12 protein-coding genes are annotated in these 13,548 nt (G+C 60.6%); 3 read left to right on the forward strand and 9 right to left on the reverse strand.

The features are described 5' to 3' along the window. The first annotated feature begins 50 nt into the window (after positions 1–50). Positions 51–881: a TauD/TfdA dioxygenase family protein gene (locus R4P64_RS31645; protein ID WP_033236784.1), complete on the forward strand. Its 831-nt coding sequence runs from the start codon at positions 51–53 to the stop codon at positions 879–881. 102 nt (positions 882–983) lie between these two features. Here R4P64_RS31645 and R4P64_RS31650 read toward each other — a convergent pair whose 3' ends face one another. Then, positions 984–1,742 (reverse strand): enoyl-CoA hydratase/isomerase family protein, encoded by a 759-nt coding sequence (locus R4P64_RS31650; RefSeq protein WP_233364777.1) that lies wholly within the window; start codon positions 1,740–1,742, stop codon positions 984–986. A gap of 307 nt (positions 1,743–2,049) precedes the next feature. Here R4P64_RS31650 and R4P64_RS31655 point away from each other — a divergent pair, with 307 nt between their 5' ends. Continuing rightward, positions 2,050–3,105, forward strand: coding sequence for an acyl-CoA dehydrogenase family protein (locus R4P64_RS31655; protein ID WP_033236782.1), 1,056 nt, complete (start codon positions 2,050–2,052; stop codon positions 3,103–3,105). A gap of 101 nt (positions 3,106–3,206) precedes the next feature. On the opposite strand, the gene R4P64_RS31660 is transcribed toward R4P64_RS31655, so the two are convergent. The 8 genes from R4P64_RS31660 to R4P64_RS31695 all read right to left on the reverse strand — a co-directional run bounded on the left by R4P64_RS31660 (position 3,207) and on the right by R4P64_RS31695 (position 12,509). Then, entirely contained in the window at positions 3,207–4,004 is a 798-nt protein-coding gene (locus R4P64_RS31660; protein ID WP_033236781.1) for a crotonase/enoyl-CoA hydratase family protein, read from the reverse strand. A 30-nt stretch (positions 4,005–4,034) separates the two neighbouring features. After that, complete coding sequence (locus tag R4P64_RS31665; protein WP_317824171.1) at positions 4,035–5,189, reverse strand: thiolase family protein; 1,155 nt, start codon at positions 5,187–5,189, stop codon at positions 4,035–4,037. A gap of 89 nt (positions 5,190–5,278) precedes the next feature. Further along, positions 5,279–6,793, reverse strand: coding sequence for a class I adenylate-forming enzyme family protein (locus tag R4P64_RS31670; protein ID WP_317824173.1), 1,515 nt, complete (start codon positions 6,791–6,793; stop codon positions 5,279–5,281). Between the two features lie 253 nt (positions 6,794–7,046). Beyond that, positions 7,047–8,237: an acyl-CoA dehydrogenase family protein gene (locus R4P64_RS31675; RefSeq protein ID WP_033236778.1), complete on the reverse strand. Its 1,191-nt coding sequence runs from the start codon at positions 8,235–8,237 to the stop codon at positions 7,047–7,049. Between the two features lie 48 nt (positions 8,238–8,285). Next, positions 8,286–9,068: an enoyl-CoA hydratase/isomerase family protein gene (locus tag R4P64_RS31680; RefSeq protein ID WP_092803944.1), complete on the reverse strand. Its 783-nt coding sequence runs from the start codon at positions 9,066–9,068 to the stop codon at positions 8,286–8,288. A gap of 93 nt (positions 9,069–9,161) precedes the next feature. Beyond that, positions 9,162–10,442, reverse strand: coding sequence for a MaoC family dehydratase N-terminal domain-containing protein (locus R4P64_RS31685; protein ID WP_033236777.1), 1,281 nt, complete (start codon positions 10,440–10,442; stop codon positions 9,162–9,164). A 192-nt stretch (positions 10,443–10,634) separates the two neighbouring features. Then, a complete protein-coding gene (locus tag R4P64_RS31690) occupies positions 10,635–12,140 on the reverse strand; it encodes a class I adenylate-forming enzyme family protein (RefSeq protein WP_092803947.1) in 1,506 nt (501 codons plus the stop codon). 57 nt (positions 12,141–12,197) lie between these two features. Continuing rightward, complete coding sequence (locus tag R4P64_RS31695; protein WP_092805089.1) at positions 12,198–12,509, reverse strand: hypothetical protein; 312 nt, start codon at positions 12,507–12,509, stop codon at positions 12,198–12,200. A 168-nt stretch (positions 12,510–12,677) separates the two neighbouring features. On the opposite strand from R4P64_RS31695, the gene R4P64_RS31700 reads away from it, so the two are divergent. Further along, positions 12,678–13,436: an SDR family NAD(P)-dependent oxidoreductase gene (locus tag R4P64_RS31700; RefSeq protein ID WP_033236774.1), complete on the forward strand. Its 759-nt coding sequence runs from the start codon at positions 12,678–12,680 to the stop codon at positions 13,434–13,436. Positions 13,437–13,548 lie beyond the last annotated feature (112 nt).

Consider the following 13,548-nt stretch of genomic DNA (forward strand, 5'->3'; position numbering starts at 1 on the left):
GACAAATCGAATGCATGCGCCGTCTCCACTCAACCCGGAAACGAGGTCTCATGATCCATGTTCGCCCTCTCAGCAGCCGCATCGGCGCAGAAGTTCACGGCGTCGAACTCGACGGAACCCTCCGTCCAGAAATAGTCGCCGAACTAAGGAAAGCGCTGGTCGAATTCAAGGTTCTCTTTTTTCGCGATCAGACACGCATGACCCCTGACAAGCACCTCGACTTCGGTCGCCTGTTCGGCACGCTCGAAGCACATCCCGTGGCCACTGCCGATCGATCCGAGTTGATGACGCTCCGGAGGGCACCGGATGTCGCTACTGCACGCGCGAATTTCCCGTACGGCGAGGACTATTGGCACTCCGATGTCAGTTGGCGTGAGCATCCGTCATTCGGCTCGATCTTGCGCGCCGTCGAAATTCCCCCCGTCGGCGGTGACACCCTATGGGCAGACATGGAAGCAGCATTCGCGGGTCTGAGCCCCCAGATGCAGGGAGCACTGCGGCCACTACGCGCAATCCACGACTTCGACCGAGCCTTCGGACCAGGACTGGCGCCAGAAGATCGCGCAGCTATGGCCAAACGCTTTCCGCCCGTCGAGCATCCGGTTGTGCGAACCAATCCGGACACCGGAGCACCTTTGCTCTACGTCAACGAAATTTTCACGACCCGAATCGTCGGCATGGACCTTCGCGAGAGCGACTCTCTCCTCCAATTCCTGTACCGGCAGGCGACAAAGCCTGAGTACCAGTGCCGGTTCAGTTGGAGAGAGGGATCAGTCGCGTTCTGGGACAACCGCACCACTCAGCACTACGCGTGCCACGACACCGGCGAAGGCGTTCGCGAAATGCATCGAGTCACTATCTCCGGCGACCGCCCGTACTAGAACACGCCTCGCTGTCGTGACGATCTGCGCGACGCACGGTCACGCTAGTTGACCTGTTTCATGAAAGATGTTGGGGCGGCATCGGATAACCCTCGAACAGTCTCAGCGGAATACCGGCGCCCGCTTCCCGAGGAACGCCGCCTTCGCTTCAGCCGCATCGCCACCCGTGATGTTGTTGCCCTGAGCCTGTGCTTCCAACCTCAATGCAGACTCCAGACTCCCCCCGTCTGCAGACGCATCGAGAAGCTGTTTTGTCAGGGAGAGCGCACGCGCGGGTCCCGCAGCGAGCCGCTCGGCCATCTCGTCCACAGTTGCGTCGAGGTCGGCTACCGGCACCAGCCGCGTGACCAAACCCATTTCTGCTGCCTCCGCCGCGGAATACATGTCACCGAAAAAAGCGATTTCCTTCGCCTTCTGAATTCCGACCAACCTTGGGAGTAACCAGGAACCGCCCATGTCGACGGAGAGCGCACGACGAACGAAGATCTGCGAGAACCGAGCTCGATCGCTGGCAACCACCAGATCACAGCCCAGCGCGAGGTTCCACCCCGCGCCGACGGCGACACCGTCCACCTTGGCGATCGTCGGAATTGTCAACGCGTGCAACGCGCGTGCCGCATCACTCGCATCGGACATGAAGTCGAGAGGATCACCGTTCACACTTGCCAGATCGGCGCCGGAACAAAAGTCGCCGCCGTCTCCCGTCAGCACCAACACGCGGTCGGTATGTGAATGCTCGACACTGGTGAACGTCTCGGCCAGTTCGCGCCACATCTCCAAATTCGCCGCGTTCTTCTTCTCCGGACGCGACATCACAACCGTTACGACACCGTCGCGACGTTCGACACGCAGGAATTCCACCGTCGCACTCCCATCTCTTCTTACATAACTAAGTTATCTGGATAACGTGAAGACGCAGAGACAACTACGCCAAAGTGTGACGTTTGATTTTCCGAGGAGGTTTCAGGCCGCTCAGCGCGACCGCCGAACAAGTGGTGCACACTATCCTGAGCGAGCCACACGGATGCAGCGACGACCACTCGACGCCAGACCAGACAACGAAGGAAGGAAGTGGACTCTCGATGCAGACGCACTCCTTGGCGTCACTACCGAAAAGGTAGATGACATGGTTAACTATGTCAAGAAATACGACTTATAGAGGAGAGCCATGGACTTCGCGCTGAGTGACGAGCAGGTAGCCCTAGCGGAGGCCGAACGGGCCTGGTTGGTGAAGAACTCACCCCTCATGGAACGCCGCCCGTTGATAGACGATGCTCCGGCGCGAGTTTCGCCGGCACGCCTTCGCCGTCTTGCCGAGTCGGGTCTGATCGGTCTTCTCACAACAGAGATGGGTGGCACGCACGTCGATCTGCTGGTGCTGGCAGAGGAGCACGGCCGCGCAGGAAGCCCCGTACCCGTGGCCGAGTTGGCTGCGGCGGCCCGCTTACTCGAACAAATCGGCCACCAGGCCCTCGACGAGACCACTGACGGGGCGTCCTTGGTCGTGCCGGCGCTCAGCTCACCCGAAAACTCCGCGCTGCATGCCACAGTCGAAGGGACATCACTTCGAGTACAGGGAACTACGGCTCCGATAACGGGCCTGATAGACGCCCACCGACTCCTTCTCGTCACATCCACTATCGACGGCGCCGAGGTCGCCGCAGTAGTGGACATCGCAGCCGTCAGCACGCGTGTCCTCGAAACTCTGGATGTAACGCGGTCATGGGCGGTAGCCGAGATTGATCTCACCTTCGAAGCCGGCGAGTGGACGCTGCTATCCAGCGGCACAGTGGGTTTCGTTCGTGATCAGTTGGCAACCTTCCGAGCCGTCGACGCGCTCGGCGCCGCAGAAGCACTCCTCGCCCTCACGGTCGAATACGCAGGGCAACGCACGCAGTTCGGGCAACCGATCGGAAGCTTCCAGTCCGTTAAACACCATTGCGCAAATATGGCCCTGTCAATCGAGGCATCGCGCGCGGCATTGTGGGCCGCGGCTGTGGCTCTCGACGGGGACGACCCCGGTGTCCGCGCTCGGGCCGTCGCGGCGGCCGCAGCGTTCACCGGTGAGGGAACCAGCTCCGCCGCTCAGACGGCGCTGCAAGTACACGGCGGAATCGGATTCACCTGGGAGCACGACCTGCATCTACTCATCCGCCGAATCAAAGTCGACGAGCTACTCGACGGTTCGGTGAGCTACCACCGTCGCCGCCTCGTCAACGTCTGAGCCGAACCAAGACTACGAGGCAGCAAGCCAACACAAAACGACCCGGATTGCATTTGAGTAAGTGCAACCCGGGTCGTTTCGGAATAATCAGAGAACTCGGTTCAGCGTGCTTTCCAGACCGGCTCGCGCTTTTCCGCAAACGCGCGAGGCCCCTCCTTGGAGTCCTCACTAGTTGCGAGCTGATCCCACTCGGCGGCCGACAAAACCCACCGGTCAGCCTCCTCGACGCGGATCGAGTCCACGACACCGTAAGCGACGCGCTTACTGGCTTGCACCGACAACGGCGCGTTGACCGCAATCCGCTGTGCCAGTTCGACAGCCGCACTGACAACCTGCCCCTCGGGCACAACCTGGTTGATCAGACCGACCTCGAGTGCGCGGGCGGCACTGATCGGATCGCCGGTAAAGATCATTTCCATTGCCAGTCGCTGCGGCATCTGTTCAGGCAACCTGAAGACACCACCAGCGCCCGCAATAAGCCCACGCTTGACCTCGGGCAAACCGAAGGTTGCATTTTCGGCCGCAACGATGAGATCCGCGGACATCGCCAACTCCGTGCCACCGCCCAGTGCCGTTCCGTTAACCGCGGCAATCGTGGGCTTGTCGGTGTACTTGTTGACGAAACCGGCAAATCCCCATTCCCGATTATTCGGCGCGTACACCGATTCACCTCTCGAAATAGCCTTGAGGTCAGCACCCGCACAGAAGGACTTCTCCCCTGCTCCTGTCAGAACAATCGCACGCACATCGGGGTCCGCGGCAGCTTCGTCCAATGCTCCGCCGACGCCCGCACTTACTGCGGAGTTCACCGCGTTACGTGCTGACGGACGGTTGATCGTAATCACCATGACATTGCCCACTCGCTCTACGAGAACCGCGGGTTCGTTCGTTTCGCTCATTGTTGTCTCCTCCTTGTGCTGGATCGGGTTTCAGCGCGCGTTCACGAGCTCGAGGATGGTGGCGTTGGCTTGTCCGCCGCCCTCGCACATCGTCTGCAAGCCGTATTGGATGTTGTTGCGAAGCATGTGATGCAGCATGTCCGTCAGAATTCGTCCGCCCGATCCACCGAGGGGATGCCCGAGAGCAATTGCACCTCCGTTGGGGTTGACCCGCGCGGGGTCCGCTCCGACCTCTGCCAGCCACGCAAGTGGCACGCTCGCGAAAGCTTCGTTGACTTCGAAGACACCGATATCGTCGACAGTCAGACCAGCTTTCTCGAGCACCTTCTTCGTGGCCGGGATCGGAGCTGTGAGCATGATGATCGGGTCGTCTCCGACAACAGCGACCGAGTGAATCATCGCTATCGGAGTCACCCCGTACCGCGCAGCGGCCTCTTCGCTCATGATCAGCAGCGCCGACGCGCCGTCCGAGATCTGTGACGCGTTACCCGCATGGATGACACCGTCTTCCTTGAAGACCGTCTTGAGCTTTCCGAGTGATTCGACAGAAGAGCCGCGACGGATTCCCTCATCTCGCGAGACCACGGTGCCGTCCGGCGTCGTCACCGAAACGATCTGGTGGTCGAACAGCCCTGCATCCTGAGCAGCTGCTGCACGTTCATGTGACTGAACTGCGAACGTGTCCAGGTCATTTCGCGTCAGACCCCACTTCTCCGCGATCGCCTCTGCACCAACGCCCTGGTTCGGCTTGACTCCGTTGTAGCGCTCCATGTAAGCCGGGCTGTACGGGCTCCCCTCGAAGGTTCCCGCGGACCCCATCGGCACTCGGGACATCGACTCGACACCACCGGCAACGACAACGTCGTAGTGTCCCGCTGCAACACTGGCGACGGCAAAGTTGAGCGCCTGCTGCGACGAACCGCACTGACGGTCGACCGTCACCCCCGGAACGGATTCAGGCCAGCCGGCGGCCAGCACCGCATTGCGAGCAACGTCGTTGGCCTGGTCTCCGACCTGCTGGACGCAACCCCAGATGACATCCTCGACAATTGAAGGGTCGATACCGGCGCGCTCGACCAACGCATTGAGAACTACGGCCGACAGATCGGCCGGATGAACGCTCGACAATCCGCCGTTGCGTCGGCCGACCGGGGTGCGCACTGCTTCTACGATGACTGCAGTCATGTTGTACTCCTTGCATTACCGGGCAGCAGCCCGAATTCGTTTGAGTGGTACCACGAGCGATTCGAAAAGGCGTTTAACGATCGCCTGCGTCAAACTCGGGCAGCTTCGAGATCTGCCACCAACTCCAGCAGTCGGCGACGATCGATCTTGAGTGATACTCCCCGCGGAAGTTCGTCGACGGTGTGGATATCGACGGGCACCTCGTAACCGGTCAACTGGCCACGGAGGAATGTCTTCACTTCGTCCTCGACCAAAGGAATCGCACCGTCCACAAGCTCGACAACAGCGACCGGCACCTGTCCTAGCCGATCGTCAGCTTTCCCGTACACACTCGCGTCGAGGATCGACGGATGCGCACGCAAGGCGTTCGAAACGACCTCCGGGTGAACTTTGAAGCCGCCCCGGACAATTGCGTCGTCAGCTCGACCGTCGATATACAGGAATCCGTCCTCGTCGATGTGCGCGAGATCGCTGGTACGCAGCCAACCGTTCGCACCTTTACCGGTCTGACCCGCCCGCACTTCGAGCTTTCCGGTCTCGTTGACCGGCAGGACCTCTCCGTTGTCGTCGACAGTCTGCAGATGCACGCCCGGAAACGGCCGCCCGACGCTGCCACGCTTGCGCGCCCACCATTCGGTATGCAGCGGCTTGGTCCATCCGGCGATGGCACCGGAAAACTCGGTGGCACCGTACATGATCAATACGGGCACGCCGTACCGGTGCGTGAACTCCTCGGCCAGATCCGGGCCGACGTAGGTCGTGCCTGCCGTCACCGCACGCAAGCTCGACAGCTTCTCTGCCGGGATATCGGCACTGAGTACCGATCGCATTGCCGCCGGGGGCAAGCTGGCGACCCGCAGTTGATGCTCGGATACCGCGGTAACCCACCCGTCTACGGTGAATCGCGAGAGTAGGACAAAGGGTCGAGCTTCGGTGAGCGCCTGCAGAACTGCCCACAGGCCGCCGATGTGAACCATCGCCAAGAACACCAATGACACCCGTCCGGTGAGCGGGTCGCGTTCAGGGCCGGCCGCACCGGTATGGCCGTGCACCGCTGACATCGCGGAATCGAGCTGGCGCCATGTCAGCGGGACCCGTTTCGGAGGTCCTGTTGTTCCAGAGGTGAACATTTCCACCGCCACCGGATGCTCCTCGGTGTGCAGGGCTTCGATCGTTGCCGAGGATCCGCCACTGCATTGTCGGAGCTCGACGCCATCTACAGCGAAGCCCACAATTCCCAAATCCTCAGCAGCCGAAAAGAATTCAGTCTCCTTCCAGGCACTCGAGGGGCCGAGAACGACCTGCGGTTTGGAACTCACCAGGTCCGATGACAGACGTGCAGCCGGCTGCATCGGGTTCAGCGTGACGATTGTTCGCCCTTTGCCGAGGATGGCCACGAGGGCCGCGACGGACTCCATCCTGTTTCCCAGAACAACGCCGACACGAGAACCCTCGTCGCATCCCACCCGGCTGAGTTGCTCGTCGATACGTTCAGCGAGGACGCGAACCTCACCCCATGTGACCCATCGACCATCCTGCTGGATCATGTTCGCGCCATCGGGTGCCAACCACAGAGCACCCAACCCGTCTCTGATTCCCGCCATTGACTGCCTCCAGTTCTGCCGACGAGGAAGCCATTGCTCCCCCGGCCCGCCCATAAGGCGCCACCCGGCATCCGATCGCGCCGATAGAACGCGTGTAACTATAAGATAGATCACATAGTTAACTAGGTCAATTCTTTTATTTCTTCGGTGATGGCTCCGAACAAAAAAGGGGAGACTCGAATATCACGAGTCTCCCCTTGCCGGAGCGATGCACATCCTGAAATCGGCGGCGCCGGCTATGTAAATCCCTGCGTCAGCGCGGCATTGACAATCCACGTTCCGCGATAATGTTGCGCATGATCTCGGAACTTCCGCCCGCGATCGTATAAGCGCGGGCATACAGGAATTCGTCTTGCCAACGCCCACAATCGATTGCATTCGGGTCGCGCTCGACAAGAACGCCGGCCTCACCACTGAGCTCGAGCGCGAATCGCGCGATCTCGACTCCCAATTCGCTGAAGAACAGTTTTGCCATCGGGCCGTCGAAGACCCGTTCTGTCTTCCGTGACCACCGACTTACGTTGGCGTACACCATCGCCGAGAGCGCTTCGACCGACGCAGTCAACTGACCGAGCTTGTCCAGTACGGCGCCGTCTTCGATAGCGGGACGTCCGTTCCTCGTCACCTTCTTGGCGAGATCGACGAGAGCGGAAACATTCTGCTGCAGCCGGGCTGCGCTGGCTGCGACTGCGCTGCGTTCATGTCCAAGACTGGAATTGGCAATCACCCAACCCTGGTTCAGATCACCGATCAGAGCATCGGGACCTACCTCGACATTGTCGAGAAACACCTCATTGAAGTCCGAAGTGCCAGTCATCTCGCGGAGGGGGCGCACCTCCACGCCCGGCAATCGCATATCAATGATGAAAGCACTGATCCCCCGATGCTTCGACGCTTCCGGATCCGTACGCGCCAGCAGATAGCCGTAATCAGCCCACTGACCGTTGGTCGTCCAGACCTTCTGTCCGCTGATCCGGAACCCGCCGTCGTCGGTACGTATCGCCTTCGTACGCAGTGAAGCCAGGTCGCTACCGGAACTCGGCTCGCTGAAAAGTTGACAGAAGATCAGCTCACCGGAACGAATGCCGGGCAGGAACGCCTTTCGCTGTTCCTCGGTTCCATAGTCGAGCAGTGCGTTCGAGACAAGTTTGGAGGCCCCCTGAACCGCGGCGGGGGTGCGGCCGCGAGCCAACTCTTCCCCCACAATCACCTCGCGTTCCATCGATTCCGGATTACCTTGCCCCCCGAAACGTTCCGGCCACGACTCACCCACGTATCCAGCATCGAAGAGCTTTCGTGTCCAGTCCTTCAGTAACGCAAGCTCTTCCGCATCCTCTGCCGTGCGCACCCCCGCCTTGGGCGCGATCGCAGGCGCGTTGGCCTTCACGAATGCCCGCACCTCGGCGCGGAAATCCTCGAGTTCGGCAGTCATGCCGTAGTCCATCTCAGCTCCCTTTGCGCATTGTGCCGGCGCAGTGCGCCAACGCGGCGGTCATCGAACCTCGTACTTTCGCGTAGGCACCTCTGATCGGCTGACCTGAGCCTTGCCGATCGGATTGCCCAACGATGTGTACGACATCGCCGTGGCGAGTGCGTGCGAACGAGTCGAGTCCTTCGACTCCCAGATCGCACGAATACTTCCCTGGATCGCGGCCGCCGGCTTGGCCGCGATCCGGCCGGCAAGATCCTGCGCGCGGTCCCACAGATCACCGCGCGACACGATCTCACTGACCAGTCCGATCTCGCGGGCACGCTCCGCGGACATCCGCTCGTCGAGACCGAGCAGAACCATGCGCAGCACCTCCCCGATCGGGATGCGGTGCGCCAACCCGATCGGCTCGAGCGCCGCGACCAGGCCGTAAGAAACGTGCGGGTCGAAGAATTGCGCATCATCACTTGCAATGATGATGTCCGCCTCATTGATCCAGTACAGCGCACCGCCCGCGACCATGCCATGCACTGCACAGACCAAAGGCTTCCAGCACCCGTTCTGCTTCGGTGACAGGTCAGCGCCCGGGTCTCGGCGGGTGAATACGTTCTCGGCGACGTACGTCCCTTCCTTGACGTCCATCCCGGTGCTGAATGCGCGATCCCCGTTTGCCCGCAGGACCACAACATGGACGTCGTCCGTCTCCGCCGCGTAGTGCCACAGCGAACGGAACTCGCTCCGCATGACATTGGTGAACGAATTCATCCGATCGGGGCGGTTCAACGTAATCGTCAGAACATGATCGTTCTGCTCTGCGATCACCGTCGTCAAACTGCTCAAGTCCACAGGTCCTCCTGAAGTTAGGGACACACCGTAACGAAATTTCTCAGCCACCGAGCTACCCGACTCGCCGGCACGTGAGCGGATCGGCGCGGTTGCTCAAGCCTTCGAGCCAGAACGTGCCTGCGCACGCAACTCACCGTTGCGCTTGAGCATCTGCGCGGCAATCCGCTCCCACTCCGCCGGCGCGGTCGGGAGAACGGCAAGGTCGGACTCCCGACTCGGCAGCGACACCGTCGCTGTAGCCGGACAGGTCACCTCGCCGCGCTGACTTGTTCCCCGGAGTTCGATGTCGATCAGGTGTCGGTCGCCTTCTATTCTCTTCCCCACAACCTCTCCAGTGAAGATGTGGGTATCACCGAGGTAGTTGAACTTACGCATCTGACTGGACATCGTCTCGATCCAGCCTCCGTCACCGATCCAGTCGGTCAGGACGTGCGTCAGCCAGCAGTCACGCATCATTCCATAGTCGTATGCAGCCGGAAGGCCGATGGAGCGGGCGTACTCACTATCCCAATGGATGCGTTGCGCCACATCAGGAACGCCCTGTTCGTTGGGAATGTAGAACGGGGCGATGCGCTGCCGATTCTTGTATGTCAGGCGCGAGGCCGACGGCGTATAAGGCGCGAAACCGTAACCACCGGAATGGAAGACCATCATGTCGGTAGCTGTCAGCGGGCCCTTTGCCATCTGGTCGAGGCTCTCGCCGACCTGTACGTCGTCCCAGTATCGAGGCTCTGCACCTCGAGGCTTCTCGGCCGCGTAGATCTCGTCGATCTTCGCAATGTCCTCGGGCGTGTATGTCGCAGGCTCGATTGCGTCATACTTCTTTCGCTTCTTCGACTCGTGCCGCTCCGTGTGGATCGTGAGCACGCGCTGCGCCTGCACGACCTCTGCGCGCTGGTTGAACTGCACGTGAATACGCGTGACGAGTAGCGATCGGCCCGCGAATTCGGACTCTTTGAGCTCAACCTTCTCGAAGCCGTGGAACGAGTAGACGGTGTCACCGTCGTACACAGGTCGGTACCAGTCGGTTGTGCTGCCGGAGACAAACACGTGGATACCACGGAAGGCCGGGCGACGCTGTTCGCGCGGGACACGATCTGCGAGCAGTTCCTTGCGCAGTCCGATGTTGATCATCGGCGGTGCAATCTGGCCACCCCAGCGTGTGTCACGTCCATATTCTTCATCGACGAACAACGGATTGTCGTCTCCGTAACTGCGGGCGAAGTTGCGCACCACGTCCGGCGTGACCCGGCTGAACTGCTCGCGCTGGGTGACGGCGTGGTAAATGCCGACCAGGTCCCGGGCCCGCTGAATGTCGTCCTCGAGGAAGCTGTAAACCTCGGGTTCGGCTTCCGTGATCTCCGATGTGCTCATGGAATTCCTCCGTGATCGATAGGGCGCAAATGATGTCTATGCCGATACGCCAACTGGGCGAGCGGCATGATCCAACTCGACCCCACCCAATAGTAGGTCAACTTAGTAATATATGTAAGAGATTCCAAGGATCGGATGTTGGCACGAACCAAGATGCGAAGTCGAAATCGACTGCAGCTGAACGTAACCAGATCAGATAGGTGCTACCTGCGTACCGAGCCGTTCGACCACATGTCGTCGGACAAGCTTGCCCGTCTCCGTGCGCGGGAGTTCGTCCCAGTACACGATTCGCTCAGGTGTCTTGCTACTGCGCAACTTCTCGCGCACAAAGGCGCGCAATTCGTCCACATCGGCCCCCTCGCCCGGACGAAGCACAACCGCCGCCTCGATTCGCTGCCCCCACTCTTCGTCCGGCATCCCGACGACGGCAACATCCAGCACGGCCGGGTGCCGCAGAATCACATCTTCGATCTCGGCGGGAGCGATGTTCTCCGCGCCTCGAATAATGGTGTCGTCCACACGACCTCCGACAAAAAGATAGCCCTCGTCGTCGAGATATCCTTTGTCCCGCGTATCGAAGAAGCCGCGGCCGTCAACCATCCGACCAACTCCTGCATACTCTGCCGACACCTGGTCACCGGCCACACAGATTCGGCCCACTTCTCCTGCCCCCAAGACCGTTTCATCGTCTCCGCGAATCTCGATCTCGACCCCGGGGACCGGACGACCCACCGAACCAAGTCGTGCCCTGGCCTTTTCGTCATCGCCGACAATCGCTGTTCGATGATCATCAGGGCCGAGAACTGCGATGGTCGAGCTGGTCTCGGTCAATCCATAAGCATTGACAAAACCGATCTCGGGCCACAATTGCAGCGCTCGCTCGATAACCCGAGTGGGCATCGGCGCTCCGCCGTATGCAAGGCCCCGCAAGGACGGAATATCCTTTGTCGCATCGGAATCCACAATTCGGGCCAACATCGTGGGAACCACGAGAGCGTTTGTGACGCCTTCACTGCGAACCGTATCGAGCCACTGCTCCGGCGTAAACTGCTCGAGGACCATCGTTCGACGACCGGCGTAGAGATTCGTGATCACATTCGCTACTGCCGCAATATGATAGGGCGGAACACTGACCAAGGCCGCGTCCGCATCCTCCGCGCTTGCAAATTCGACCGATCCGAACACGTACGACGACAGATTCTCGTGGCGAAGAAGCACGCCTTTCGGCGCGGAGGTCGTGCCGGAGGTATAGATGACGACCGCCGGGCCGTCGTCATCGAGAGCCTCCTCCTCATCGGCCGTCGTCACGTCCGAACCCGAGAGCAAGCGCATCCACTCTTCCGGCGTATGCACACTCAGTCCGGCACTCGCCAGAACGGCAGCCTGGTTCGGGTCAGCGATACCCAGCGCTCGGGGATGATTCGACAGAAGTGAATCGAGCTGCTCGCGACCCAAACGGTAGTTGACCGGAACCAGCGGCACGCCTGCGCGCGCAGCGGCAAACATCGCGACCGGAAAAGCCGGACCGTTGACTGCCAGATACACCACTGCATCAGCACCCGATTTCCGGATCATGTCTGCGCCGGCCACTGCCAGTTCGTTCAACCTCGTCGCGGAGATGCCCGCGTCTTTCGATCCGATGACAACGCGGTCGCCGAAACCATCGACCGCCATGTCCAGCAGCATCGAAATATTCATCCGTCACTCCACTCGTCTTCGTTCTGGGTACGCACTACTTGGCCGAAAAGCAGACTGCTAGTCGGAGGACGGAAGCGGCTTTGCGGTCTTGAGCACAAGCGCGACCCCGTCCAATGCGAGCTGCCCCTGACCGGACTTGGTGCACAGCACCTCCAAACCCGAAGACTCGTCGACGTACCGCTTGCCGAGCACGGCGCCACCGGTGTTCGCCGGATCGATCGTGGAACCGTCTCCCGAGGGCTTCTTGCCCTCTTCCATCGCAGACCCACCGCAGGTCAGTGTCACGTCACCTCCCTGAGGAGAGCGAACCACGATCAGTGTGGTGGTGTCGACATTGCTGGCCAACGATTGACCGACCTTGAGAATCACGATTGCTCCGTTCATGGGGACAAGCAGTTCGGCCGCGCACGGCCACTGAGAATTCTTCGGACAACGCACCTATGCCCCCTAAAGGTAGCGCGCGTCACATAGTTTAGATAGTACTATAAGTTAACTCAAGCCTTCACAGGCGAACACCTACACGATTAAGGACGACGTATGAATATCACCGGAAAGAAGGCCGTAGTGGTAGGCGGCGCATCGGGCATGGGCCGGGCGACGGCCGAAGCCCTCGCCGCGGCGGGAGCCAAGGTCGCAATTCTCGATCGGGAGACCAGTGACGGCAAAGAAATCGCCACCGACATCGGCGGCATCTTCCATCCGATCGACATCACTGATTTCGAGGGAGCCGAACAAGCTCTCGGCAACGCCGTGACCGAACTGGGCGGACTTCACATCGCCGTCAACACCGCCGGTGGCGGATCCGTGAAGAAGACCCTCGGCCGCAACGGCCCCCACGACCTCGACAGCTTTCGAAAGATCATCGATCTCAACTTGATTTCCACCTTCAACCTCAATCGGCTGCAGGCCTTCCACATGTCCAGCAACGACCCCGAGGACGAGGAGCGTGGAGTCATCGTCAACACCTCCTCCATCGCCGCCTTCGAGGGTCAGATCGGCCAGGTCGCCTACAGCGCCGCAAAGGCCGGCATCGCCGCGATGGCACTGGTCATGGCACGAGACCTCGGACCGCAGGGCATCCGCGTCGTCGCAATTGCACCCAGCTTGTTCGCCACCGGCGCCACCGCGAAGTTCACCGACGAGCAGGTCGCACCTCTCGTCGAGGACGCGGCGTTCCCGAAGCGAATGGGCCGACCGGAGGAATACGCCAAGCTCGCACTCGCGGTCGTCGACAATCCAATGCTCAATGGACAGGCCCTGCGCCTGGACGCCGGACAGCGATTCGCACCCCGCTAGTTCCAGCGACCTGATTCGCCAATCCCCCTCCTGCCGTGGCTGATTCGTGTCGACGTGCCGAATCGGCCGCGGGCGCGCCCGCAATACTGATTCAAGATTACCTAGTTATACT

This window comes from Rhodococcus sp. IEGM 1366 (assembly GCF_033142425.1).
GTDB classification, from domain to species: Bacteria; Actinomycetota; Actinomycetes; order Mycobacteriales; family Mycobacteriaceae; genus Rhodococcus_F; species Rhodococcus_F globerula.

Excerpts from the sequence above, each read along its gene's own strand:
- R4P64_RS31700 (WP_033236774.1), top strand. The coding sequence starts at position 12,678 with ATGAATATCACCGGAAAGAAGGCCGTAGTGGTAGGCGGCGCATCGGGC.
- R4P64_RS31670 (WP_317824173.1), bottom strand. The coding sequence starts at position 6,793 with ATGGCGGGAATCAGAGACGGGTTGGGTGCTCTGTGGTTGGCACCCGAT.
- R4P64_RS31655 (WP_033236782.1), top strand. The coding sequence starts at position 2,050 with ATGGACTTCGCGCTGAGTGACGAGCAGGTAGCCCTAGCGGAGGCCGAA.
- R4P64_RS31660 (WP_033236781.1), bottom strand. The coding sequence starts at position 4,004 with ATGAGCGAAACGAACGAACCCGCGGTTCTCGTAGAGCGAGTGGGCAAT.
- R4P64_RS31690 (WP_092803947.1), bottom strand. The coding sequence starts at position 12,140 with ATGAATATTTCGATGCTGCTGGACATGGCGGTCGATGGTTTCGGCGAC.
- R4P64_RS31685 (WP_033236777.1), bottom strand. The coding sequence starts at position 10,442 with ATGAGCACATCGGAGATCACGGAAGCCGAACCCGAGGTTTACAGCTTC.
- R4P64_RS31675 (WP_033236778.1), bottom strand. The coding sequence starts at position 8,237 with ATGGACTACGGCATGACTGCCGAACTCGAGGATTTCCGCGCCGAGGTG.
- R4P64_RS31665 (WP_317824171.1), bottom strand. The coding sequence starts at position 5,189 with ATGACTGCAGTCATCGTAGAAGCAGTGCGCACCCCGGTCGGCCGACGC.
- R4P64_RS31645 (WP_033236784.1), top strand. The coding sequence starts at position 51 with ATGATCCATGTTCGCCCTCTCAGCAGCCGCATCGGCGCAGAAGTTCAC.